The organism is Brucella sp. GW823-FHT04E01 (assembly GCF_058796175.1).
Genome location: NZ_JBXAIK010000001.1, coordinates 798,165 through 820,211 on the forward strand (window position 1 = coordinate 798,165; position 22,047 = coordinate 820,211).

Consider the following 22,047-nt stretch of genomic DNA (forward strand, 5'->3'; position numbering starts at 1 on the left):
CTCCTAAATATTTCATCGAGCATTTCTTTTTTCAGGATGAAACCTTGGAAATGCCCTGTCTATGCATTTTGACGCGCATCCCGAAAATCGCCTCATACTTTTCGGGATGCGCCTCAGCAGCGCTGTCTCGATCTGGTTTCAGGTCGACTTCAGACCAGATAAACTTCTCCGCATCCCGTCTTCCCCAGCTAAATCGATATAACTGGTGAGACGGCCACCTTTTCCTGCGTAATTGCTGGCCTTTTTGTTCAAAATGCTTTGAGGTCACGCAAACATATTGCGCGAATCCCAGGCGGAGCATGCATGGAAAGAAAATAAATCCTCCACAGGGTTCGAATATTGCGACAACCATTCCATCACCAACCCATTGAGACGGTGGCGGGTAGCCCGTTAGCGCAATTATTCCTCCTCCTTGCACGTATCAGCGCAAACATTATTCCAAAAAAGCCAGCTCACACTTATCGAAAATTATCTGGGCGATTGAATTATGTCAATAATGCTGACATATTTAACGCAACAGAACGGAGCACAGATGTGAATTCGACGAACGATATGAATTATATAAGCAATCCGTTGACGGCTGAGGAGGCGGCCGACCTCAACGTGATCGAACTACTGTTTTTTTCCTATCGCGACTTTACCGCCGACCCTGATCTTATTCTGGAAAAGATCGGATTCGGGCGGGCGCATCACCGTGTTCTCTACTTCATCAACCGAAAGCCCGGCATGACGGTTGCCGAGCTGCTGGAGGTCCTGCGGATCACCAAGCAGAGCCTGTCGCGCGTGCTTAAACAGTTGATCGATACGGGGCATGTGGTTCAGGCCACCGGCCTTCACGACCGCCGCCACCGCAAGCTTTATCCGACCAAGAGCGGCCGCCAGCTCACGCTTGCCCTCGCCCTTCCGCAGTCACGACGCATCGCACGTGCACTGGAGGACTGTGCGCCGCAGGACCGGGAAGTCATCGAGCGCTTCCTCTATAATATGGTCAACCCCGAGCGGCGCGCCCAGATCGACGAGTTTTCTGCCGAAGATAGTTCGACCAGACATCTCTGAACCGAGTGACACTGGGCTTGAGTGTTACGTCTAGTTGCACAAAGTGTCTGAATAAAAAAACGTCAGGCCGTGGCGAAAATGGTGGGTTTCGAGAACCGGAGCGCAGTGTACTGCTAAGCATAGTCCCGAAAAGTTGTAGACTTTTCGGATAAGATTATGCGTCTGAGCAAGTACATGAGCACCGGAAGCGCAGAAAAACGCTGTTTGCGAGCCAAGGTATGGCGACTTTTGGATCAGACAATAAGTGCTTGTATAAAAACAGGTCCACGCAGGCAGTGAATGGACGTGCCGCATTCCAGTCGATAATATGTGCACCAAAGCATCGGGCATAAGCTGGAATGCTGAAGTAAAATTATCGGAATGGGATCGAAAGACGCCATGGCTGTAGAAGAAGAAAAGACGCTCTCGGACGACGCGCCACATCTCCTCGTCGTTGACGACGATACGCGTATCCGCAGCCTTCTCTCACAATATCTGACCAATAGCGGATTCCGTGTCACCATGGCTGGAAGCGCTGCCGAAGCGCGCCGCAAACTGGAAGGCATCGATTTCGATCTGCTGATCCTCGACGTCATGATGCCGGGAGAAACCGGCGTTTCGCTGACGCGATCGCTGCGCGAGCAGAAGAACGTCCCCATCCTGATGCTGACGGCATTGTCGGAAACCGACAGCCGCATCGACGGTCTGGCTGCCGGAGCGGACGATTATCTGCCCAAGCCGTTCGATCCCCGCGAGCTGACGCTTCGCATCAACAATATCCTGCGCCGCGGCGCGCCACCCGCACAGCCGAAAATCGAGCAGATCGTGTTCGGCCCCTATACTTTCTTCATCCCGCGCCGCGAGCTGAAAAAGGGTACGGAAACCATCAAGCTGACGGATCGTGAGCAGGATATCATGGCGATTTTCGCCGAGCGTGCCGGCGAGACGATCCCCCGCCATGAGCTGACCGGTCAGGATGGCGATGTCGGTGAACGCACGATCGACGTCCAGATCAATCGCCTTCGCCGCAAGATCGAGCAGGACCCGGCCAATCCGGTCTGGCTCCAGACCGTGCGCGGTATCGGCTACAAGCTCAGCATCGAATAGCAACCATCGGCAATCAGGAATATCGCGATCAGAAAATGGTGTTTTCTCAAAACGCAGGGCGGCATGTACCAAAGGTGCAGCCGCAATGTTGTTCATGGAAAACGCCATTTGCAGACAGCAATATTTCCGGAAGCGTTTTTCGAGCCAAAAAGTGTGAAGCGGCTTTGCGACAAAATAAGTCTTTTGAGCGCAACCACAGGGTACTGAGGGACGTTTTAACACGATGAAATCGCCCTTGAGAAAATTCTCCCGCTGGTTGGCGCGCATCATGCCGAAGGGGCTTTATGCGCGTTCGCTCATCATCATCATTGCCCCGATGGTTCTGCTCCAGTCCGTGATCGCCTATGTGTTCATGGAGCGTCACTGGCAGATGGTGACCGAACGACTGTCGACCGCCGTTGTGCGCGATATTGCAGGCATCATCGACATTCTCGAAACCTATCCGCAGGAACCGGGCTACGACAATCTCATCCGCATCGCGCAGCAGCGGCTGGCGCTGAACATTTCGATCCTGCCGCCCGATCCGCTGCCACCTCCCGGGCCAAAGCCCTTTTTCGCCATTCTCGATTACTTCCTGAGTGAAGAGATCACCCGCCAGATCAATCGCCCCTTCTGGGTCGATACGGTGGGCGATTCCGATCTTATCGAAATCCGCATCAAGCTGGAGGACAAGGTGTTGCGCGTCTTTGCGCGGCGCAGCCAGGCCTATGCATCCAATACAGGCATCTTCCTGACGTGGATGGTGGGCACCGCGCTCGTTCTGCTGATCATCGCCATCGCATTCCTGCGCAACCAGATCAAGCCGATCCAGCAGCTTGCCGAGGCCGCAGAGAGTTTCGGCAAGGGGCGACCAATGCCGGAAGGGTTCCATCCGCGCGGAGCCGAGGAAGTGCGCCGTGCAGGCATCGCTTTTATTCAGATGCGCTCGCGCATCGAACGCCAGATCGAGCAGCGCACGGCCATGCTTTCCGGCGTCAGCCACGATCTGCGCACCATTCTGACCCGTTTCAAGCTGCAGCTTGCGCTGGCTGGCCACTCGATCGACACCGAGCCGCTCAATCAGGATATTGCCGACATGCAGACGATGCTCGAAGGCTATCTCGCCTTTGCGCGCGGCGAAGGTTCGGAGGAAACCGCAAGCTACGATGTCACGAGGCTTTGCGAAAAACTGGAGCATGAAGCACGCCTGCGCGAGCGCGGCTTCAAGTATCATATTGAAGGCGACAGCGAGGTCCATGTGCGTCCGAACGCCTTCTCGCGGCTGGTCAGCAATCTCGTCTCGAACGCCTTCCGTCATGCGCAGAATGTCGAGCTGTCGATTTCGCATGTTGAAGGCTGGCTGAAAGTCGTTGTGGACGATGACGGGCCGGGTATTCCGGAAGACCGCCGCGAAGACGTCTTCAAGCCTTTCGTCCGGCTGGATGAAGCGCGAACGCAGGATTCGGGCGGCACAGGCGGGCTGGGTCTTGCTATTGCACGCGATATTGCACGCAGCCACGGTGGCGACATTACGCTGGAAGACGCTCCGACCGGCGGCCTGCGCGCGACCATCCATATTCCGGCTTAAAGCGTTCTGGCCCCGTCAAATGCACGGCTGCACGTCAAGGCAGAGCGATCCGACAACGGAGTTCCATACTTCCAACGCTATTCTTTTCCCTCATCCTGAGGAGCCGTTGAAAACGGCATCTCGAAGGGCGAGGGAAAACGCACGGTGCTTGCCCTCGTCCTTCGAGATGGCTCTTTCGCAAGCTCAGGAGCCTCCTCAGGATGAGGGAGAAACGCGCTTGCTTAACGCGAAATCATCCGCTCTCAATAAAGCTTGCCACCATTCGGCACGGGCTTGTCGATTGCAGCGAGAACCACTTCGCCATCTTCGTCCGGCATGCCGAGTGTCAGCACTTCCGACATGAAGGGCCCGATCTGTCGTGGCGGGAAGTTCACGACTGCCATGATCTGTTTGCCGACCAGCTCTTCCGGCGTGTAGTGCCTGGTGATCTGGGCTGACGACTTCTTGATGCCGATCTTTTCACCAAAATCGATCTTCAGCTTGAAGGCAGGCTTGCGGGCTTCGGGAAATGGCACAGCTTCCACGATGGTTCCGCTGCGGATATCGACCTGTTCGAAATCTGCCCAGGTGATAGTGGTTGCTTCGCTCATTTTTTCACTCCCCGGCCCGCGCTCCCGGCCTCGCAGAAAACCCGGCGCGAGCGCCGGGCCAAAATTCAACTGATTTATAGTCAGGCGCGACCGACGGTCTCGAACACCACGCATTCAAGCGCTTCACGCGCCGTAACACCCGACCAGACCACAAACTGGAAGGCCTGGAAATAGGCTTCGCAAGCTTCCAGCGCCGCCGAAAGCAGCACTTCCACCTGACGGCTCGTCGGTTCCGCACCACCTGCCAGCAGCAGCGACTGGCGATACATGATCGCGCCTTCCTGCTGCCAGAGATCGAAATGGCCCATCAGAAGCTTTTCATTGATGAGCGACAGCAGGCGCATCACTTCGTTCACACGTGGCTCGGCCACCTTGATGTCGAATGCGCAGGCCAGATGCAGCGCCTCGAAATCCTCCATCCAGGAAAACGAGATGTGATAGTCAGTCCAGTTGCCCGCAACCGAAATTGCGATTTCGTCGTCGCCAGTCCGCTCGAACGTCCAGTCGTTTGAATGCGCGACCTGTTCGATCACATCCACCGGATGTGCCTCACGTGCGAATTCAAGCTCAAGAAGGCTCATGTCCGTTTCCTGTTCTGGGAACCATCTGCCCCCAGATGTTTCCTAATTCCCGGCGCGCAAGTCATTGCTCGCCCGTGCCGGCCACCGCGCAAGAACAAGCGCAGGAAAACAGGCACGAATTGATCGGTTGAGGAACCGGCATGCACGACGGCATGCAAGCGCCTCAATGGCACACGCACATACGCAACTGATACTGGAAAGCAGCCTGAAAGACGCGAAACCTGACACTCAGCCCCTCGCCGCCGCCTACATGACCGCGTTACGAATCATGTAGTGTTTTCAGTCTATTGATGCTGAATCTGAACGCCAGCCCCTTTTGAACAAAGAGCCGTGAAAGCATGTGGAAATATACGAGGGACCGACCGCGACCCTTGCCTTAACCGACTCTAAGACAAGGGTTTTTGCCACTTGCGGCCTGTTAATAAATATTCAGGGATTATTTTTGGATTTTGCCGAAGATGAAGCTGATTTTGCCGATTTGGCTTCAGAATCAACTTCGAATTTCGCAAGACGTGCTTCGAGAGCTTCGATTCTTGCCAGCAACGCGCTGTTTTCCGCACGCGCCTTGATTGCCATTTCACGAACGGCTTCGAAGTCTTCGCGCTGCACGACATCGAGTGTGTTCAGCACGCGTTCTCCTTGCGAACGCAACGCCGTTTCCACTTCACGGCGCACGCCCTGGGCAGCGCCTGCCGCATCCGTCACAAGCTTGGCGAGTTCATCAAGAACCCGGTTCTGTCCGCTGGTCATGGCAATCATTCCTTATTTCCAGGTGAGACCTGTTGAAAACATAAATTTGAAATAGGGCCGTCTCAGTTCCGATGCAAGCGCAGCTATAGAAAGTGATCAGGTTCGGCGCACTTGAATCAAAACCACGGGCCACGCGAAAATGACGGCGACCGGAAACCGGAAGCGCCACTAGCGAATGTACTTAAGGCTACCTTAAGGGTAGATCAGCACCGGAAGCCCAGAAAACGCGATTTGCAAACACGATTTGCAAACGCGATTTGCAGCCGACGGGAACAGCTTGACCATAACGGGTCGGTCCAGCATGTTCCGTCACAAAACGGAGTGATTTCATGATTGAGACGTTGCTGCCCGCATCGGCGCTCGCCTTCCCAAATATCGATCCGGTGATTTTCCGGGTCGGACCGCTGGCAGTGCACTGGTACGGCCTCGGCTATGTCGTCGGCATCATGTTCGCCTGGTGGTACGGCAAGAAGCTCTTGCGAAGCCACCGCCTGTGGGCCAACAACCAGCCGCCCATGGCGCCGGAAGCGCTCGATGATTTCGTCATCTGGGCAGCGCTTGGCGTCGTGCTCGGCGGTCGCATCGGCTACGTGCTCTTCTATAATTTCTCCTATTATATCTCCAACCCGCTTGCCATTCCGGCGGTATGGGATGGCGGCATGTCGTTTCACGGCGGCATTTTGGGCACAACGCTCGCCATGATCCTGTTTGCCCGCTCGCGCGGCATCAAGGTCTGGAGCATGTTCGACACGATTGCCGCTGGTGTTCCGGTCGGACTTGGTGTCGTGCGCGTCGCCAATTTCATCAATTCGGAACTCTGGGGTCGTGTCAGTGATGTGCCGTGGGCAGTCTACTTCCCCAATGGAGGCCCGCTGCCGCGTCATCCAAGCCAGCTTTACGAAGCGTTCCTTGAGGGTGTAGTCCTCTTCCTCGTGCTGTTCCTGCTCGTCTGGGTCGGACGCAAACTGAAGAAGCCCGGCTTCATTGCAGGCGCTTTCGTCACGGGCTACGGCCTCAGCCGCATCGTGGTCGAATTCTTCCGCGAGCCGGATGCGCAGCTCGGCTATCTCTTCGGCGGATGGCTCACCATGGGTATGGTCCTCTCGGTGCCGATGGTACTGATCGGGCTTTGGGCCATGTGGCGCGCAAACCGGACCGCAGCCAAGGATGCCTGATCTTTCGCTGAAAGACCGGCTGAAACGCCTGATCGCCACCTCCGGGCCGATCAGCGTTGCCGATTACATGGCAGCCTGCCTCGGCGACCGCGAGGCGGGCTATTATACGACGCGTGAACCTTTCGGACGCGACGGTGACTTCATCACCGCGCCGGAAGTAAGCCAGATGTTCGGTGAACTGATCGGCATCTGGTGTGTCAGCGAATGGGACGCGCTGGGAGGCCCGGACAATATCGTGCTGTGCGAAATCGGCCCCGGTCGCGGCACGCTGATGAGCGATATGCTGCGCACTATTGGCAGGCTCGCCCCGCAAATGCTGGACCATGTGCGTGTCGCCATGGTCGAAACAAGCCCGCGCCTTGCCGAAAAGCAAAAGGAAAAACTGTCCGACGCAGGCGCGAAGATCGACTGGTTCGAACGCTTTTCCGATATTCCCGCCGATACTGCCAACGGGCCGCTGATCCTCGTCACCAATGAGCTGTTCGATGCGATCCCGTTCCGGCAGTTCGTCAAGGTCGATGGCCGCTTTGTCGAACGGATGATTGCGCTCGATGACAAGGATGAGTTCCATTTCGTCAGCGGTCTGGGTGGTATAGATCCGGCGCTGTTACCTGTAGGCCATGCGGAAGCACCCGAAGGCGCGATCTTTGAAGCAGCCCCTGCGCGCACGGCCTTGATGCAGGAAATTGCCAGCCGTATCGCGACCACACGCGGCGCAGCGCTCAACGTCGACTATGGCCATCTGAAAGCCGGTTTCGGCGACACGCTGCAAGCCATGTTGAAACACGGCTTTGACGATGTATTTGCCAATCCGGGCATTGCGGACCTCACCAGCCATGTCGATTTCGACATTCTGGACAAGACCGCGCGGGCCAGCGGCTGCAAGACCGGAACAATGACGCAGGGCGAATTTCTGCTCGCAATGGGCCTGCTTGATCGCGCCGGACGGCTCGGTACGGGCAAGGACGCAGCGTTTCAGGAAAAAATCCGACAGGACGTCGAAAGACTGGCCGCACCCGATCAAATGGGAACCTTGTTCAAGGTTCTCGCATTGAGTGACGGGCTGACACGCCTCTATCCTTTCGAAACCAAGTGATGCCCTTCCCTTCAAAAAGCTTCAATTGACAAGCCAGCGGACCTCCCCCACCATCCCGCCGTTTACGAAAGCCAGCAAGATGACCGATATGCCGCAACCACTCCGCTCGCCTCTCCTTGAAAAGCCCGTCGGACAGAACGGGAAGCGGATCGCGCATGGCTTTTTCACCCGCAAGGGCGGTGTTTCCGATGGCATCTATACGGGCCTGAACGTTGGAAGCGGGTCAAACGATGTGCCGGAAAAAGTTGCCGAGAATCGCCGCCGCGTCGCCGAGAACCTTGGCGTTGCACCCGATCATCTCATGACCGTGCATCAGGTTCATTCGCCCGATGTCCTCCACGTCACCGAGCCGTTCGGCGCTCCACGCCCGAAGGCCGACGCAATGGTCACAAATGTGCCGGGCATCGCCATTGGTGCTTTGTCCGCCGATTGCGGGCCTGTGCTTTTTGCAGATCACGAAGCGGGAATCATCGGCTCCGCCCATGCCGGATGGCGTGGCGCTTTCGGCGGTGTCCTTGAAAACACGATTGAAGCCATGATCGGCCTCGGTGCGAAACGCGAGAACATCGTTGCTGTTCTCGGGCCGACCATCGGGCCGGAAAATTACGAAGTCGGGCCGGAATTCTATGCAGAATTCATCGGCAGAGATGCTGCCTACACCACCTATTTCCGGCCTTCCGACAAGCCGGAACACAAGCTGTTCGATCTGTGGACATTCATCACCGACCGGCTGACGAAGGCTGGTGTGCGGGCAGAATCCCTTCGCCAGTGCACCTATGCCGATGAGGAACAATTCTATTCCTACCGGCGCACCACCCATCGCAATGAACCCGACTACGGGCGTCAGATTGCAGCGATCGCCATCATAGAAGATTAGGAGAACCGCATGGCCCTTCACTTCGAGCCGGAAGAATTCGCAGCACGTCGCGACCGTCTGATCTTGAAGATGGAGGAGGAAAAGCTGGATGCGCTTCTGCTGTTCGCGCAGGAGAGCATGTACTGGCTGACCGGCTATGACACGTTCGGCTTCTGCTTCTTCCAATGCCTCGTCGTGAAGGCCGACGGGTCGATGGTGCTGATGACACGCTCCGCCGATTTGCGGCAGGCGCGTCATACGTCGAACATCGAGAACGTCGTCGTCTGGACCGATCGCGACAATGCCAATCCGGCTTCCGACCTTCGCAATATTCTGACCGAACTCGACCTTCTCGGCACCCGGATCGGGATCGAATATCAGACGCATGGCCTTACCGGCGCCAATGCGCGCAAGCTGGACGAACAGCTGCAGAGCTTTGCCAAGCTTTACGATGCTTCCGGCATGGTGGATCGCCTGCGGCTGCTCAAAAGCCCTGCGGAAATTGCCTATGCGAAACGCGCCGCCGAACTCAGTGACGACATACTCGACGCTGCGATAAAGCTCACCAAAGGCGGGGCGAGCGAAGCCGATATTCTGGCTGCGATGATGAGCACCAATTTTGCCGGCGACGGCGATTTTCCCGCCAACGAATATATCATCGGCTCGGGCGACGATGCCCTGCTCTGCCGCTACAAATCCGGTCGGCGCAAGCTGAACAAGAACGATCAGCTCACGCTCGAATGGTCGGGCGTCTTCCGGCATTACCACGCGCCGATGATGCGCACGATCGTCGTCGGCAAGCCGACCACACATCATCAAGAGCTCTATGCGGCTGCACGCGAGGCGCTGGAAGCAGTGGAAGCAGCCATGACGCCCGCCTCGACATTCGGCGACGTCTTTGACGCCCATGCGCGGACCATGGAAGCACACGGCCTTACCCGTCATCGCCTCAATACCTGTGGCTATTCGGTGGGAGCACGTTTCACGCCATCATGGATGGACCCGCAGATATTCTATGCCGGAAACCCGGAAAGCATCCAGCCGGACATGACGCTTTTCGCACATATGATCATCATGGATTCCGACACCCAAACCGCCATGACGCTGGGGCAGACATATCTCACAACAAATGGCGCAGCTCAGCCATTATCCCGCCATTCTCTTGATATGATTGTAAAATGAGGCGCAATCGGCGATAAAACTGCCACAAGCGCAACCCGGAAACTGCAAAGCGGCTTTCGGGCAAGATGCACGTCGATAAAATCGATAGATTATTTTGAACTGAAAATGCCCGACCGCAGAGAACCTGCGCCTTCAGGAGCATGAAGCCGAACATGAACAAGGCACGTCTTTCAACGATGTTGTTGCTGGCCGGAGTGCTTACAAGCGTCCTGGCCGCCTGCAACAGCACTGAGTCCGCTCTGAACGTACAGGGTAGCAATCAAAATTCCGGGCAAAATTCCGGGCAAACTACTACGCCAGCCGCGACACCGGGCACCCCGGCGACGGGCACCGCTCCCGTGCAGCCCACGGGAACAACTCCGGCCACGACCGGCACAGCACCTGCGACGACCACGCCAGTGGCACCGCAGCGCAGTGCAGCGCTCAAGCCGGGCAAGTTGCATATCGCCCCGATTGTCGGCGCACCGGTCAATGTGGTGACGCCGCTGACCCATCGCATGAATGACGATGCCAAGTCGAAAGGCATTGAGCTTGCAGGCAATAACGACCCGAGTGCTGCCTACGTCATGAAGGGATATTTCTCCGTTCTTTCGGAAGATAATCAGACCACCGTGCTTTACGTCTGGGATGTTCTGGATGCTTCCGGCAACCGCCTTCACCGGATACAGGGGCAGGAGAAAGTTCCAGGTGCGGCCGCAGACTCATGGAGCGTCGTTCCGGCTTCCGCAATGCAGACAATCGCCGACCGCACCATGCAGGAATATTCGACCTGGCTTGCGGCAAATCGCGCATAGAAACTTGCTTTGGCAGCAAAAGACTGAAATCTTTTGCTGAATCTGTTTTGCCTACTGTGGGAAAGCCGGAAAACCGGGCTTTTTACAGCAATTGTGTTCCCGAGGGCCTTGCAATGGCGATGACTCTTTGCAATAGGCCCCACATCCGAAAGAAAACCTTTCTAGCTGCAGTACTTGGCCGGTCAGACCGTACGCAGCTTTAAAGTTTTTAAGAGATTAAGTCCGTTCCGGCGGACTGTTGCGACAGAACCAAACTGCAAACCGCGACCGCATCGGCGTCAGAGGCAAAAGAATGAAACTTTTCGCAGGCAACTCCAACCGGGTTCTTGCCGAATCCGTTGCTCAGTATCTCAACATTCCACTCGGTAAGGCCAGCGTCCGTCGCTTCGCCGATCAGGAAATCTTCGTAGAGATTCAGGAAAACGTGCGCGGCGAAGACGTATTCGTACTGCAATCGACTTCCTACCCGGCAAACGATCACCTGATGGAACTGCTCATCATGATCGACGCCTTCCGCCGCTCGTCGGCACGTCGCATCACCGCCGTCCTGCCCTATTTCGGCTATGCCCGTCAGGACCGCAAGCCCGGCCCGCGCACGCCGATCTCTGCCAAGCTGGTCGCCAATCTCATCACCGAAGCCGGTGCGAACCGCGTCCTGACGCTTGACCTTCATGCCGGTCAGATTCAGGGCTTCTTCGATATCCCGACCGACAACCTCTACGCCGTTCCGGTCATCGCCCGCGATGTGAAGGCCAATTACGCGACCGGCAATTGCATGGTCGTTTCGCCTGACGTTGGCGGCGTGGTTCGCGCCCGTTCGCTCGCAAAGCGCATCGATGCGCAGCTCGCCATCGTCGACAAGCGCCGCGAACGTCCAGGTGAATCGGAAGTCATGAACGTCATCGGCGACGTTTCCGGCAAGGACTGCCTGCTGTTCGATGACATCGTCGATTCCGGCGGCACGCTCTGCAACGCAGCTGAGGCCCTGTTGAACAAGGGCGCCAAGAGCGTCACCGCCTACATCACGCACGGCGTTCTGTCCGGCGGCGCGGTTGCCCGTATCGCCTCGTCCAAGCTGAAGGAACTGGTCATCACCGATTCCATCCAGCCGACCACTGCCATCAACGATGCGCCAAATATCCGCGTCCTCTCGATCTCGGACCTGATTGGCGAGGCCATCGCCCGCACGGCAGCGGAAGAGTCCGTTTCGAGCCTGTTCGACTAAAACACCAGCCGGATTACAATTCCGAGACATGCCGCCAGCAACAGCACGAGCGGCATGTTGAGCCTCAGAACAACAAGCAAGAATGCCGCCGCGCCTGCAATCAGGACGGCGGCATTGTCTATTGTGCTCCAGACCGGCAGCGGCAATGTGAAGGGACCTATAGCCTTCTCGACAACCTGCGAAAACAGGACATGCAGCGAGAACCACAGCGCCAGATTGGCAATCACGCCGACGACCGCAGCCGTGATCCCGCCCAGCATGGCCGACAGCCAGCGCACCTGACGCAGCCGCTCCACGAATGGCGCGCCCGCCAATATCCATAGAAAGCAGGGCACGAAGGTAAACCACAGCGCGATCAGTCCGCCGAAAAGGCCACCCAGAAGTGGCGGCAGGCCCGACAGGTTCGCAGCCCCCACAAAGCCGACAAAAACCAGCACGAGGATCAGCGGTCCCGGCGTGGTTTCCGCCAGACCGAGCCCCGTCAGCATTTCCCCCGGCTTCATCCAGCCGAAATGCTCGACCGCCTGCTGCGCCGTATAGGAAAGAGCTGCATAAGCGCCCCCAAATGTCACCGCAGCGAGCTTCGAAAAGAAGGCCGCTTCCTGCACGAAGACATGCGCGCCACCAAAAGTGAAGAAAAGCCCGAGCAAAGGCAAAAGCCACAGCCCGCCCCAGATGAGCGTTTGCTGCGTGAATTCGCGCAAGGCGCCAGGCGTCGCCTCTCCCATAATTGCGGCAGCACCATTTCCCTGCACGATATGCCGCAGGCCACCTGCAAGAGCCGCCAGCAGAACGACGAGCGGAAACGGCAGTTTCAGGAAGGCTATCGCAACGAATGCCGCAATCGCCACCGCATAGGAAAACCCCGAGGCTAGTGTCCGTTTGGCCATGCGATAAAGCGCTTCAAAAACCACGGCGAGAACCGCAGCCTTGAGGCCGAACAACAGCCCGGCCACGATGTCGACATGCCCGAAGGAGATATACAGCGCCGACAATGCAAGCATGACGACAGCGCCGGGCAGCACGAACAGAAGCCCGGCCAGAAGGCCGCCGCGCCAGCCCTTAACCGCCCAACCGGAATAGGTCGCAAGCTGCATGGCTTCCGGCCCCGGCAACAACATGCAGAAATTGAGCGCATGAATCAGCCGCTCCTGATCCATCCATTTCTTCTCATCCACGAGAATGCGCTGCAGCATGGCGATCTGCGCGGCCGGCCCGCCGAAGGACAGAAGCCCGATCTTGCCGAATGTCGCGAAGAGTTCTTTGTAACCCGGTTGCTGAATTGGCTGTGTCACGCTGCTGCCCTGAATGATCCGTTTCGCAAGCTGTCGGCGAGGATCATTACAGGTTCATGACAGTTTTCACAGCTTACTCCGCCGCAGCGCCTTCTTCCGCCAGATCGTCCGGCGCATTCGGGTCGCCCGGTGCCGTTTCGCAGGCGAGATCGGGAAAATTGACGATGCGCATTCCCTTGAAATCGTTGCGGACCACCAGAAGCCCGCGTTCTTCAAAATAGGTCAGCAGACGCCGGGCACGGCTGAACGAGTGCGTGCCATAGGCGCGCGCCAAAGCCGCATCGGAAGGACAAGGCGCGCCGGTTACCGCCGCCTGCGCCACGATCAGGAACACGCCCTGCACATCGTCGGTGAGGCTTTCCGACAGGGCCAGCGCCTGCTGCCATGTTTCGCCACTGGCCACATCGCTTTCAATGCTGGCCTGCGCCACTGCCAGCCTGCGGCGGAAGGCAGGGAGAGCCAGCGGCTCGCCCGGAACGCGGTGAATGCGACAACGCACCAGAAAGTCCTGATAAAGCACGGCCACGGACCGGAACGACGCTTCCGGATCGTCCACGATCTCGCGCATCACCTTTTCAAGGAGCTCATCCCGTTCGGCTTCCACCATGCCGGGGAACAAAGGTTCCTGTGCCGGTTCGGCTTCGGGCTTCGGCTTTGCTACCTGCGCCAGAATCTCCGCCGTCGATGGCGGCGGTGGAGGCGGCGGCGCTCTGCGCACGGCAGCACGGATTTCCTGCGGCGCAGGCGTGAAGATGAGGTCGAGCGCATCTTCCGGCGCATCAGGAAGCGGCATCAGTTTCGGCGATGAAGACCGCGCCGATGTCTCCACCTTGCCGATCTTGATCGGCAATGGACGACGCGACAATGCGGGGCCAAGCGCCACGAAATGCCCGCGCTGCAGATCGCGGAACATTTCCGCCTGCTTGCGCTCCATGCCCAGAAGATCAGCGGCGCGCGCCATATCGATATCGAGAAATGTACGCCCCATGAGGAAGTTCGAAGCTTCAGCTGCAACGTTCTTGGCAAGCTTCGCCAGTCGCTGCGTGGCGATAACACCCGCAAGGCCACGCTTTCGTCCGCGACACATGAGATTGGTCATCGCGCCGAGCGACAGCTTGCGCGCTTCATCCGACACTTCACCGGCGGCGGCAGGCGCAAAAAGCTGCGCCTCATCCACAACCACCAGCATCGGATACCAATAGTCGCGCTCGGCATCGAACAAACCGCCAAGAAAAGCCGCAGCCGAGCGCATCTGCTGCTCGACATCGAGACCTTCCAGATTGAGCACCACCGAAACACGATGCTGGCGGATGCGTCCGGCAATGCGTGTCAGTTCGGCTTCGGTACGGGCGGCATCGACAACGACATGGCCGTAAAGATCGGCAAGCGTGACGAAATCGCCTTCAGGGTCGACGATGCACTGCTGCACCCATTGCGCGCTCTGTTCCAGAAGGCGGCGCAAAAGATGCGATTTGCCGGAGCCGGAATTGCCCTGCACGAGCAAACGCGTGGCGAGAAGCTCCTCAAGATCAAGCATGGCCTGCTTGCCACCGCCAAGCGCCGCTGCCGAGGCAGAACCGCTTCCAGCAACTGCACCCATGTCGATACCGACCTGCATCTCGCCTCCTTGTTTCAACATAGCAGGAACAAACGACTCGCACGGCCAAGCCTGCGGTCGATCAGGCATTCGCTTAACATCTTTGACGCCGCCAATGCCACCGGTTATGAGAAATGCCCACAGATGCCGGGCACGGGAACTGCTCGCAGCCCAAAAAACTTGCGCCGCCGCACGCTATGGTCTATAGCCAGCGCCATCCGCGTAGACACCCTTGGAGGCAACGCGGAATGGAGCGGTCCGGTCTTTCACCTTGTGACAGACAATACGGGCTGTTTCATGTCGTTTGTTGAAGCATGATCCCGAAAAGTGGAAACCGGTTTTCGGACAAGATCATGCGCAGATTATACAGCGAGCGACACTCCAGTAACATCGAAAGGAAATGCCATGAGCGAGACTTACGTGCTCAAGGCCGATCTGCGTACCCGGGTTGGTAAGGGGTCCTCCCGCGAACTGCGTCGCAACGGCCAGATTCCTGCAGTCATCTATGGCGACAAGCAGGAACCCCTCGCAATCGCCGTCTCCTACAAGGAGATCTTCTACAAGATTCATGGCGGTGGCTTTAAGACCACTGTTGCCACGATCGAAGTAGACGGCAAGAAGATTCAGGTCCTCCCGAAGGACTACCAGCTGGATCCGGTCCGTGACTTCCCGCAGCATGTCGACTTCCTGCGCGTTTCCGCGAAGTCGGTCGTCCACGTGAATGTTCCTGTTCACTTCAAGAACGAAGAAGCAGCTCCGGGCATCAAGCGCGGCGGCGTTCTCAACATCGTTCGTCACGACGTTGAACTGATCGTTCCGGCCAATGCAATTCCGGAAGCACTCGAGTTCGACCTGACCGGCCTCGAAATCGGCGACTCCGTCCACATTTCGGCGATCAAGCTGCCGAAGGGCGTGACCGCTGCCATCCAGGATCGCGACTTCACCATCGCCACGATTGCTGCTCCTGCCGGCCTGAAGTCGGAAGAAGCTGCTTCGGAAGGTGCTGCAGAAGAAGAAGCCAAGGACGGCGAATAATCGCTTTCCGCACAGGAGCGCTAACGCGCTTCTTATCCGAAAACCGGTTCCCACTTTTCGGGAAGCGCTACAGAAGGGGCTCTGAACCATGCTGCTCATTGCAGGTCTTGGCAATCCGGGCCCCAAATATGCGCATAACCGGCACAATATCGGTTTCATGGCGGCGGATGAAATATTCCGCCGCCATCGCTTTTCCAACTGGCAGAAGAAGTTTCAGGCCGAGATTGCCGACGGCGTGATCGACGGCGAAAAAGTGCTGCTGGTCAAGCCGCAGACTTTTATGAACCTTTCGGGTCAGTCCATCGGCGAAGCCATGCGCTTCTACAAGCTGACACCTGCCGATCTCGTCGTGATCTATGACGAACTCGACCTCATTCCGGGCAAGCTGCGCATCAAGACCGGCGGCGGCTCCGGCGGTCATAACGGCATCAAATCCATCGACGCGCATATGCAGGCCTTCCCCGGCGGCCAGAATTATCGCCGCATGCGGCTTGGCATCGGCCATCCGGGTGCGAAGGAACTCGTGCATAACTATGTCCTCGGCGATTTCGCCAAGGCCGACAATGAATGGCTGGATACGCTTCTGGGCGCTATTGCCGACAATGTGGGCCTGCTTGCCGCCAAGGGCGAAGACAACAGTTTCATGAACCGCATTGCGCTCGCCATGGGCGACGGCAATCAACGGCCCAGCGGTTTCAAGGCCGATCCCGCACAACTGGAAAAGGCGCCACCAAAGGCGCAGAGCCATATTCGCCAGGCGCGGCAGAACCAGAAGAAGCCGAATATTCCTGCCAGCGGCCCGATGGCTGAAATGCTGAAAAAGCTGCTTGGGAAAAAGGACTAAAACAGTTCCAGCAAAAGTGCGAAGCGGTTTTGCATGGGAGAATGCGTAAAAGTAAGCCGTTCCCAAGGGCGCGACGCCTCCGCCTCTTGACGCTTCACGGTCCGATGACGCATAGCCACAACAATAGAATTCTAGTCTGATAGGTACGATCATGGGTTTCAAATGCGGCATCGTCGGTCTGCCAAATGTTGGCAAGTCGACGCTTTTCAACGCGCTGACCAAAACGGCCGCCGCACAGGCCGCAAACTATCCGTTCTGCACCATCGAGCCGAACACGGGCGAAGTGGCGGTTCCCGATCCGCGCCAGAACGATATCGCCCGGATTGCCGGTTCGAAGGAAATCATCCCGACCCGCATCAACTTCGTTGATATTGCCGGCCTCGTGCGCGGCGCATCGAAGGGTGAAGGTCTCGGCAACCAGTTCCTCGCCAATATCCGCGAAGTGGATGCCATCGTGCATGTGCTGCGTTGCTTCGAGGATGACGATATCACCCATGTCGAAGGTCGTATCGATCCGGTATCGGACGCCCAGACGGTTGAAACGGAGCTGATGCTGTCGGACCTCGAAAGCATCGAGCGCCGCATCGTGCAAATCCGCAAGCGCGCTACCGGCAAGGACAAGGAAGCCCCAACCATTCTGCCGGTGATGGAAGCAGCACTCGAACTGCTCCAGAACGGCCAGCCGGTCCGCCTGATGCTGAAGGATATTGCCGCAGAAGACCTGCTGACGCTGAAGGGCCTGAACCTTCTCACCTCCAAGCCGGTTCTTTATGTCTGCAACGTCGCTGAAGGCGATGCGGCCAAGGGCAACGAGTATAGCGCTGCCGTCGACAAGATGGCCGAGGAACAGGGTGCCCAGACGGTCATCATTTCGGCTGCAATCGAAGCGGAAGTTGCGCAGCTTCCCGATGAGGAAGCCAAGGAATATCTGGAAAGCATGGACCTTGAGGAACCGGGTCTCGACCGCCTGATCCGCGCCGGTTACAAGCTTCTCGACCTCATCACCTATTTCACCGCAGGGCCGAAGGAAACCCGCGCCTGGACAATCCGGCGCGGCACCAAGGCTCCCGGCGCTGCCGGTGTCATCCATACCGATTTCGAGCGCGGCTTTATCCGTGCCCAGACCATCGCCTATGAAGACTACGTCAAATACAATGGCGAAGTCGGAGCGAAGGAAGCCGGCAAGGCAAGGGACGAAGGCAAGGAATACATCGTCCATGACGGCGATGTGATGCTGTTCCGCTTCAATACCTGATACGTTCAGGCCGCCGGAAACCGGCGGCCTTTTCTTTATGCCTACTCGGAGGAGATCGAGGGTGAGCAAGCCTCTGCCTAAATATGCTTATGAGGATATGGAGCCGGGAATGACCCTTCCCTTCGGTCCTCGTACGATCAACAAGCAAGAAATCATCGAGTTTGCCAGCGAGTTCGATCCGCAGCCGTTCCATCTTGATGAGGAAGCAGGCAAGGCGAGCGTGCTCGGCGGGCTGGCGGCATCAGGATGGCAGACCACCTCCCTCATCATGCGCATGGTCTGCGATGCCTATCTTACAAACTCAACGTCACAGGGTGGTCCCGGCGTCGAATTCACGCGTTGGAAACGCCCCGTACTCGCGGGCGATACGCTGAATGGTGTGACGACCATCAAGGACAAACGCATTTCCAAATCGCGCCCGGCAATCGGGTTGGTGACGTTCCACCATGAACTGTTCAATCAGCGTGGTGAGAGCGTGTGCGAAATGCAGCATCCATGCATGATGCTGCGCCGCGATTACGATGCGACGGCAGGAGGGGCGTCATGAGTTTCCTGGAAGAAAATCTCGGGCAGAACCTCGTCATCGGCAGCTATACGTTTACTGCCGAGGAAATCATCGATTTCGCCAGAAAATATGATCCGCAGCCGTTCCATCTGGACAGCGAAGCGGCAAAAAAGAGCGTCTTCGGCGGACTTTGTGCTTCCGGCTGGCACACCACTGCAGTGTTCATGAAGCTCAATGTCGCTTCCATCGTCAAGGCAACGAAGGAAGCTCTGAAACGCGGCGAGACGCCGCCGACATTCGGCCCCTCACCCGGCTTTGAAAACCTGAAATGGTCAAAGCCCGTCTATGCCGGAGATACGATCACCTACAAGCGCCTGGTCCACGCCATAAGGCCGCTCGCCTCCCGCCCCGGCTGGTCGATGCTGACCATGACGACGAGCGCCCATAACCAGAATGGCGAAGAGGTGCTTTCCTTCGACAATGCGGCGATGGTGAAACTGCCGCCCAAGGCTGATGCCTGAAATAACAAAGCCCGGAGCAATGTCCGGGCTTTTTCGTATTCTCAGTCGCCTTCAAAGGCCACGAGCGTGCGGACCGGCACGCCAAGAGCTTCCAGCTTCTTGCGTCCGCCGAGATCCGGCAGGTCGATGATGAAGCAGGCTGCGACGATCTCTGCGCCCATCTGAAGCAAAAGCTTCGCTGCCGCTTCCGCCGTTCCGCCCGTGGCGATCAGATCGTCCACCAGAATGATCCGTTCGCCCTTTTCAATCGCGTCGCGATGCATTTCCATTTCATCGATGCCATATTCAAGGCTGTAGGCAATGCGCACTGTATCGCGCGGCAGCTTGCCCTTCTTGCGGATCGGTACGAAACCAGCCGACAGCTGATGCGCGATTGCGCCGCCGAGAATAAAGCCACGTGCTTCGATGCCCGCTACCTTGTCGACCTTGTTGCCTGCATAGGGATAGACCAGCTCATCGACGGAACGGCGAAATGCCTGCGCATCGCCCATAAGCGTCGTCACGTCACGGAATTGGACGCCCGGCTTGGGATAGTCCGGAATGGTGCGGATCGCATCCTTCAAGCTGGCTTTAAATCCGGATTCCATTTTCCATCCTTTCAGGCGGCCTGCGGGCCGGTCAAGTTAATCAAGGCAAAGTTGGGACCAAGGACCTTTACACCCTCAAACGGGCAAATTGCAAAAGAAACCGCCCATTTCTGCCAAGAACATTGCGGCGACGCACGGTCATTTGCATGGCCTAATTGTGGCAAGGCTGATCTTCCAGTTCCAGCACAAAAAAATGGGCGCCCACGGCGCCCATCTTTTAATTCAGGTTGATCTATTGTCAGTGTTTAACATCCGACCAGATCGAACGCTTGGCGACATAAACCAGACCGGCAAAAAGGATCAGGAATATGATGACCCGGAAACCGGTCCGCTTGCGATCTTCCAGATGCGGCTCTGCAGCCCACATCAGGAATGCCGAAACGTCGCGTGCATACTGATCCACCGTTTGCGGCGAACCATCGTCATAGGTGACTTGGTCGTCGCTCAGCGGCTTTGCCATGGCCAGCGACTTGCCGGCGATGAAGTATGGGTTGAAATGCGTCCCTTCAGGAATATGCATCCCCGCTGGTGGCTGTTCATCATAGCCGGTCAGCAGTGAATGGATGTAGTCCGGACCTGCTTCGGCATATTGCGTGAATATGTCGAAGATGAAGGTCGGGAAGCCGCGTTCAACACCACGAGCCTTCGCGATCAGCGAGAAGTCCGGAGGAGCTGCACCGTTGTTCGCGGCCGCAGCTGCGTTCGCGTTCGGAAATGGCGCCGGGAAGTGATCAGTCGGGATCGCCTTGCGGGTGAACATTTCGCCATCCGCATTCGGCCCGTCCTGTACTTCATATTCAGCGGCAAATGCCTTGACCTGCTCCGGTGAGTAGCCGAGACCTTCCAGCGTGCGGAAGGCCACCAGGTTCATCGAATGACAGGCCGAACAAACTTCCTTGTAGACCTTCAGGCCACGCTGAAGCTGTCCTTTGTCATAGGTTCCGAACGGACCGGCAAAGCTCCACTTTTCCTGCTTGGGATGGTGGATCGGGAAATGTTCCGGCTCCGCGGCATTGCCGCCTTCCTCAGCCGAGGCACCACCCAGGGCGATACCAAGCGCGACCAGCGGAGCAATACCGAAGGCAGCGAAATTCTTGAGGATGTTTTTCATTGTTACGTCCTTCATCTCTCTCGCTGGTTCAGCCCCGAGTTTCAACAGGGATTTCCACGGGGGTAACCCCGGCCTTGCCGCTCTTCTCCAGAACCGCCTCGGTGATCGAGTTCGGCAAACGCTTCGGCGTTTCGATCAAGCCGATGACCGGCATGATGATGATGAAGAAAGCAAAGTAGTAGAGCGTACCCAGCTGCGCCATGAAGACGTAGGAACCTTCCGCAGGACGCGAACCCAGCCAGCCGAGGAAGATGGCGTTGATCACGAACAGCCAGAAGAACAGCTTGAACCACGGACGATAGACAGCCGAACGAACCTTCGACGTATCGAGCCACGGCACGACGAAGAGGATTGCGATCGAACCGAACATGGTCAGAACGCCGCCGAGCTTCGAGTCGATCGGGCCGATGTTGAAGGTGATGGCGCGCAGCATCGCGTAGAACGGCAGGAAGTACCATTCTGGAACGATGTGAGCAGGTGTCTTCAGAGAATCAGCCGGGATATAGTTATCCGGATGACCGAGGAAGTTCGGCATGTAGAAGACGAAGTAGGCGAAGAACACGAAGAAGACGAGCGCGCCGAAAGCGTCCTTGATGGTCGCATAAGGCGTGAACGGCAGCGTGTCGGTCTTGGACTTGACTTCAATGCCGGTCGGATTGGTCTGACCCGTCACATGCAGCGCCCAGACGTGCAGGATAACGACACCGGCAATCATGAACGGCAGCAGATAGTGCAGCGAGAAAAAGCGGTTGAGCGTTGGATTGTCGACCGCAAAGCCGCCCAGCAGAAGCTGCTGGATCGGTTCGCCGATGATCGGGAAAGCCGTGAAGAAGCCGGTGATAACCGTCGCACCCCAGAAGGACATCTGGCCCCATGGCAGCACGTAGCCCATGAAGGCGGTAGCCATCATGAGAAGGAAGATCACCACGCCCAGAATCCACAGAAGCTCGCGCGGCGCCTTGTAGGAACCGTAATAGAGACCGCGAGCGATATGGAGATAGACGGCAATGAAGAAGAAGGATGCACCGTTGGAGTGCATGTAGCGCAGCAGCCAACCGGAGTTGACGTCGCGCATGATCTTTTCGACGGAATTGAACGCAATGCCCGTATCGGCAGCATAATGCATGGCCAGCACAACGCCGGTCAGGATCTGCGAAATGAGCATGAAGCTCAAAATGCCACCAAAGGTGTACATGTAGTTCAGGTTACGCGGCGTCGGATAGGCCACGAAGGAATCATAGACGAGACGCGGCAAGGGAAGCCGTTCGTCCACCCATTTTTCGATGCCGGTCTTCGGCGTGTATGTGGAGTGTCCACCACTCATGTCTTCTCTCCCCAA

The 22,047-nt window shown here is 57.4% G+C and carries 23 protein-coding genes; 14 read left to right on the forward strand and 9 right to left on the reverse strand.

Features of this window, described 5'->3' with window-relative positions; genetic code table 11:
• Window positions 1-31: 31 nt before the first annotated feature.
• Complete coding sequence (locus AC1RHM_RS04000; RefSeq protein WP_162998230.1) at window positions 32-352, reverse strand: hypothetical protein; 321 nt, start codon at window positions 350-352, stop codon at window positions 32-34.
• A 182-nt stretch (window positions 353-534) separates the two neighbouring features.
• Here AC1RHM_RS04000 and AC1RHM_RS04005 point away from each other — a divergent pair, with 182 nt between their 5' ends.
• From AC1RHM_RS04005 to AC1RHM_RS04015, 3 genes are all read left to right on the forward strand, one after another.
• Window positions 535-1,056: a MarR family winged helix-turn-helix transcriptional regulator gene (locus AC1RHM_RS04005; protein WP_010659631.1), complete on the forward strand. Its 522-nt coding sequence runs from the start codon at window positions 535-537 to the stop codon at window positions 1,054-1,056.
• A 378-nt stretch (window positions 1,057-1,434) separates the two neighbouring features.
• Complete coding sequence (locus AC1RHM_RS04010) at window positions 1,435-2,142, forward strand: response regulator (RefSeq protein WP_012091674.1); 708 nt, start codon at window positions 1,435-1,437, stop codon at window positions 2,140-2,142.
• A 223-nt stretch (window positions 2,143-2,365) separates the two neighbouring features.
• The gene (locus tag AC1RHM_RS04015; protein ID WP_010659629.1) at window positions 2,366-3,709 is read left to right on the forward strand and encodes an ATP-binding protein; all 1,344 of its coding nucleotides are present in this window, start codon (window positions 2,366-2,368) and stop codon (window positions 3,707-3,709) included.
• 242 nt (window positions 3,710-3,951) lie between these two features.
• On the opposite strand, the gene AC1RHM_RS04020 is transcribed toward AC1RHM_RS04015, so the two are convergent.
• From AC1RHM_RS04020 to AC1RHM_RS04030, 3 genes are all read right to left on the reverse strand, one after another.
• A complete protein-coding gene (locus AC1RHM_RS04020; protein WP_010659628.1) occupies window positions 3,952-4,299 on the reverse strand; it encodes a tRNA-binding protein in 348 nt (115 codons plus the stop codon).
• Between the two features lie 80 nt (window positions 4,300-4,379).
• Complete coding sequence (locus AC1RHM_RS04025; protein WP_010659627.1) at window positions 4,380-4,880, reverse strand: type III secretion system chaperone family protein; 501 nt, start codon at window positions 4,878-4,880, stop codon at window positions 4,380-4,382.
• 429 nt (window positions 4,881-5,309) lie between these two features.
• Window positions 5,310-5,630: an accessory factor UbiK family protein gene (locus tag AC1RHM_RS04030; RefSeq protein ID WP_010659626.1), complete on the reverse strand. Its 321-nt coding sequence runs from the start codon at window positions 5,628-5,630 to the stop codon at window positions 5,310-5,312.
• A 329-nt stretch (window positions 5,631-5,959) separates the two neighbouring features.
• On the opposite strand from AC1RHM_RS04030, the gene lgt reads away from it, so the two are divergent.
• The 6 genes from lgt to AC1RHM_RS04060 all read left to right on the forward strand — a co-directional run bounded on the left by lgt (window position 5,960) and on the right by AC1RHM_RS04060 (window position 11,958).
• Complete coding sequence (gene lgt, locus AC1RHM_RS04035) at window positions 5,960-6,805, forward strand: prolipoprotein diacylglyceryl transferase (RefSeq protein ID WP_010659625.1); 846 nt, start codon at window positions 5,960-5,962, stop codon at window positions 6,803-6,805.
• A complete protein-coding gene (locus AC1RHM_RS04040; protein ID WP_010659624.1) occupies window positions 6,798-7,901 on the forward strand; it encodes a class I SAM-dependent methyltransferase in 1,104 nt (367 codons plus the stop codon). Before lgt ends, AC1RHM_RS04040 begins: the two co-directional genes overlap by 8 nt.
• Window positions 7,902-7,980: 79 nt before the next feature.
• Window positions 7,981-8,778, forward strand: a complete 798-nt coding sequence (gene pgeF / locus AC1RHM_RS04045; protein ID WP_036563639.1) for a peptidoglycan editing factor PgeF — start codon at window positions 7,981-7,983, stop codon at window positions 8,776-8,778.
• Window positions 8,779-8,787: 9 nt separating this feature from the next.
• Window positions 8,788-9,939: a M24 family metallopeptidase gene (locus AC1RHM_RS04050; protein ID WP_010659622.1), complete on the forward strand. Its 1,152-nt coding sequence runs from the start codon at window positions 8,788-8,790 to the stop codon at window positions 9,937-9,939.
• A 140-nt stretch (window positions 9,940-10,079) separates the two neighbouring features.
• The gene (locus AC1RHM_RS04055) at window positions 10,080-10,733 is read left to right on the forward strand and encodes a hypothetical protein (protein ID WP_010659621.1); all 654 of its coding nucleotides are present in this window, start codon (window positions 10,080-10,082) and stop codon (window positions 10,731-10,733) included.
• A 292-nt stretch (window positions 10,734-11,025) separates the two neighbouring features.
• On the forward strand, window positions 11,026-11,958 hold the full coding sequence (locus tag AC1RHM_RS04060) for a ribose-phosphate pyrophosphokinase (protein WP_010659620.1): 933 nt from the start codon (window positions 11,026-11,028) through the stop codon (window positions 11,956-11,958).
• Here AC1RHM_RS04060 and chrA read toward each other — a convergent pair.
• Window positions 11,955-13,253, reverse strand: a complete 1,299-nt coding sequence (chrA, locus tag AC1RHM_RS04065; protein WP_010659619.1) for a chromate efflux transporter — start codon at window positions 13,251-13,253, stop codon at window positions 11,955-11,957. The two genes, AC1RHM_RS04060 and chrA, sit on opposite strands and share 4 nt — an antisense overlap.
• Window positions 13,254-13,326: 73 nt before the next feature.
• The gene (locus AC1RHM_RS04070) at window positions 13,327-14,871 is read right to left on the reverse strand and encodes an ATP-binding protein (protein ID WP_010659618.1); all 1,545 of its coding nucleotides are present in this window, start codon (window positions 14,869-14,871) and stop codon (window positions 13,327-13,329) included.
• Between the two features lie 384 nt (window positions 14,872-15,255).
• Between AC1RHM_RS04070 and AC1RHM_RS04075 the strand changes: the two genes are divergently transcribed.
• The 5 genes from AC1RHM_RS04075 to AC1RHM_RS04095 all read left to right on the forward strand — a co-directional run bounded on the left by AC1RHM_RS04075 (window position 15,256) and on the right by AC1RHM_RS04095 (window position 19,010).
• The gene (locus AC1RHM_RS04075; protein ID WP_010659617.1) at window positions 15,256-15,885 is read left to right on the forward strand and encodes a 50S ribosomal protein L25/general stress protein Ctc; all 630 of its coding nucleotides are present in this window, start codon (window positions 15,256-15,258) and stop codon (window positions 15,883-15,885) included.
• An 88-nt stretch (window positions 15,886-15,973) separates the two neighbouring features.
• Window positions 15,974-16,729 (forward strand): aminoacyl-tRNA hydrolase, encoded by a 756-nt coding sequence (gene pth, locus AC1RHM_RS04080; RefSeq protein WP_010659616.1) that lies wholly within the window; start codon window positions 15,974-15,976, stop codon window positions 16,727-16,729.
• A gap of 151 nt (window positions 16,730-16,880) precedes the next feature.
• Window positions 16,881-17,984 carry a redox-regulated ATPase YchF gene (gene ychF / locus AC1RHM_RS04085; protein WP_151576233.1) on the forward strand — a complete coding sequence of 368 codons (1,104 nt, stop codon included), beginning with the start codon at window positions 16,881-16,883 and terminating at the stop codon, window positions 17,982-17,984.
• A 61-nt stretch (window positions 17,985-18,045) separates the two neighbouring features.
• A complete protein-coding gene (locus AC1RHM_RS04090) occupies window positions 18,046-18,531 on the forward strand; it encodes a MaoC family dehydratase (RefSeq protein ID WP_010659614.1) in 486 nt (161 codons plus the stop codon).
• The gene (locus tag AC1RHM_RS04095) at window positions 18,528-19,010 is read left to right on the forward strand and encodes a MaoC family dehydratase (RefSeq protein ID WP_010659613.1); all 483 of its coding nucleotides are present in this window, start codon (window positions 18,528-18,530) and stop codon (window positions 19,008-19,010) included. The genes AC1RHM_RS04090 and AC1RHM_RS04095 overlap by 4 nt, the downstream gene beginning before the upstream one ends.
• Before the next feature lie 41 nt (window positions 19,011-19,051).
• Here AC1RHM_RS04095 and AC1RHM_RS04100 read toward each other — a convergent pair whose 3' ends face one another.
• From AC1RHM_RS04100 to AC1RHM_RS04110, 3 genes are all read right to left on the reverse strand, one after another.
• The gene (locus tag AC1RHM_RS04100; protein ID WP_010659612.1) at window positions 19,052-19,597 is read right to left on the reverse strand and encodes an adenine phosphoribosyltransferase; all 546 of its coding nucleotides are present in this window, start codon (window positions 19,595-19,597) and stop codon (window positions 19,052-19,054) included.
• A 238-nt stretch (window positions 19,598-19,835) separates the two neighbouring features.
• Window positions 19,836-20,708 carry a cytochrome c1 gene (locus tag AC1RHM_RS04105; protein ID WP_012091661.1) on the reverse strand — a complete coding sequence of 291 codons (873 nt, stop codon included), beginning with the start codon at window positions 20,706-20,708 and terminating at the stop codon, window positions 19,836-19,838.
• Window positions 20,709-20,736: 28 nt separating this feature from the next.
• Entirely contained in the window at window positions 20,737-22,032 is a 1,296-nt protein-coding gene (locus tag AC1RHM_RS04110) for a cytochrome b (RefSeq protein ID WP_010659610.1), read from the reverse strand.
• Window positions 22,033-22,047: the final 15 nt, after the last annotated feature.

Coding starts and splice junctions, on each gene's coding strand:
- pth (WP_010659616.1), top strand. CDS start 15,974: ATGCTGCTCATTGCAGGTCTTGGCAATCCGGGCCCCAAATATGCGCAT.
- AC1RHM_RS04110 (WP_010659610.1), bottom strand. CDS start 22,032: ATGAGTGGTGGACACTCCACATACACGCCGAAGACCGGCATCGAAAAA.
- AC1RHM_RS04030 (WP_010659626.1), bottom strand. CDS start 5,630: ATGACCAGCGGACAGAACCGGGTTCTTGATGAACTCGCCAAGCTTGTG.
- AC1RHM_RS04075 (WP_010659617.1), top strand. CDS start 15,256: ATGAGCGAGACTTACGTGCTCAAGGCCGATCTGCGTACCCGGGTTGGT.
- AC1RHM_RS04040 (WP_010659624.1), top strand. CDS start 6,798: ATGCCTGATCTTTCGCTGAAAGACCGGCTGAAACGCCTGATCGCCACC.
- AC1RHM_RS04010 (WP_012091674.1), top strand. CDS start 1,435: ATGGCTGTAGAAGAAGAAAAGACGCTCTCGGACGACGCGCCACATCTC.
- AC1RHM_RS04070 (WP_010659618.1), bottom strand. CDS start 14,871: ATGCAGGTCGGTATCGACATGGGTGCAGTTGCTGGAAGCGGTTCTGCC.
- AC1RHM_RS04095 (WP_010659613.1), top strand. CDS start 18,528: ATGAGTTTCCTGGAAGAAAATCTCGGGCAGAACCTCGTCATCGGCAGC.
- lgt (WP_010659625.1), top strand. CDS start 5,960: ATGATTGAGACGTTGCTGCCCGCATCGGCGCTCGCCTTCCCAAATATC.
- AC1RHM_RS04050 (WP_010659622.1), top strand. CDS start 8,788: ATGGCCCTTCACTTCGAGCCGGAAGAATTCGCAGCACGTCGCGACCGT.
- AC1RHM_RS04105 (WP_012091661.1), bottom strand. CDS start 20,708: ATGAAAAACATCCTCAAGAATTTCGCTGCCTTCGGTATTGCTCCGCTG.
- AC1RHM_RS04025 (WP_010659627.1), bottom strand. CDS start 4,880: ATGAGCCTTCTTGAGCTTGAATTCGCACGTGAGGCACATCCGGTGGAT.
- pgeF (WP_036563639.1), top strand. CDS start 7,981: ATGACCGATATGCCGCAACCACTCCGCTCGCCTCTCCTTGAAAAGCCC.
- AC1RHM_RS04020 (WP_010659628.1), bottom strand. CDS start 4,299: ATGAGCGAAGCAACCACTATCACCTGGGCAGATTTCGAACAGGTCGAT.
- AC1RHM_RS04055 (WP_010659621.1), top strand. CDS start 10,080: ATGAAGCCGAACATGAACAAGGCACGTCTTTCAACGATGTTGTTGCTG.
- ychF (WP_151576233.1), top strand. CDS start 16,881: ATGGGTTTCAAATGCGGCATCGTCGGTCTGCCAAATGTTGGCAAGTCG.
- AC1RHM_RS04060 (WP_010659620.1), top strand. CDS start 11,026: ATGAAACTTTTCGCAGGCAACTCCAACCGGGTTCTTGCCGAATCCGTT.
- AC1RHM_RS04000 (WP_162998230.1), bottom strand. CDS start 352: ATGGTTGTCGCAATATTCGAACCCTGTGGAGGATTTATTTTCTTTCCA.
- AC1RHM_RS04100 (WP_010659612.1), bottom strand. CDS start 19,597: ATGGAATCCGGATTTAAAGCCAGCTTGAAGGATGCGATCCGCACCATT.
- AC1RHM_RS04015 (WP_010659629.1), top strand. CDS start 2,366: ATGAAATCGCCCTTGAGAAAATTCTCCCGCTGGTTGGCGCGCATCATG.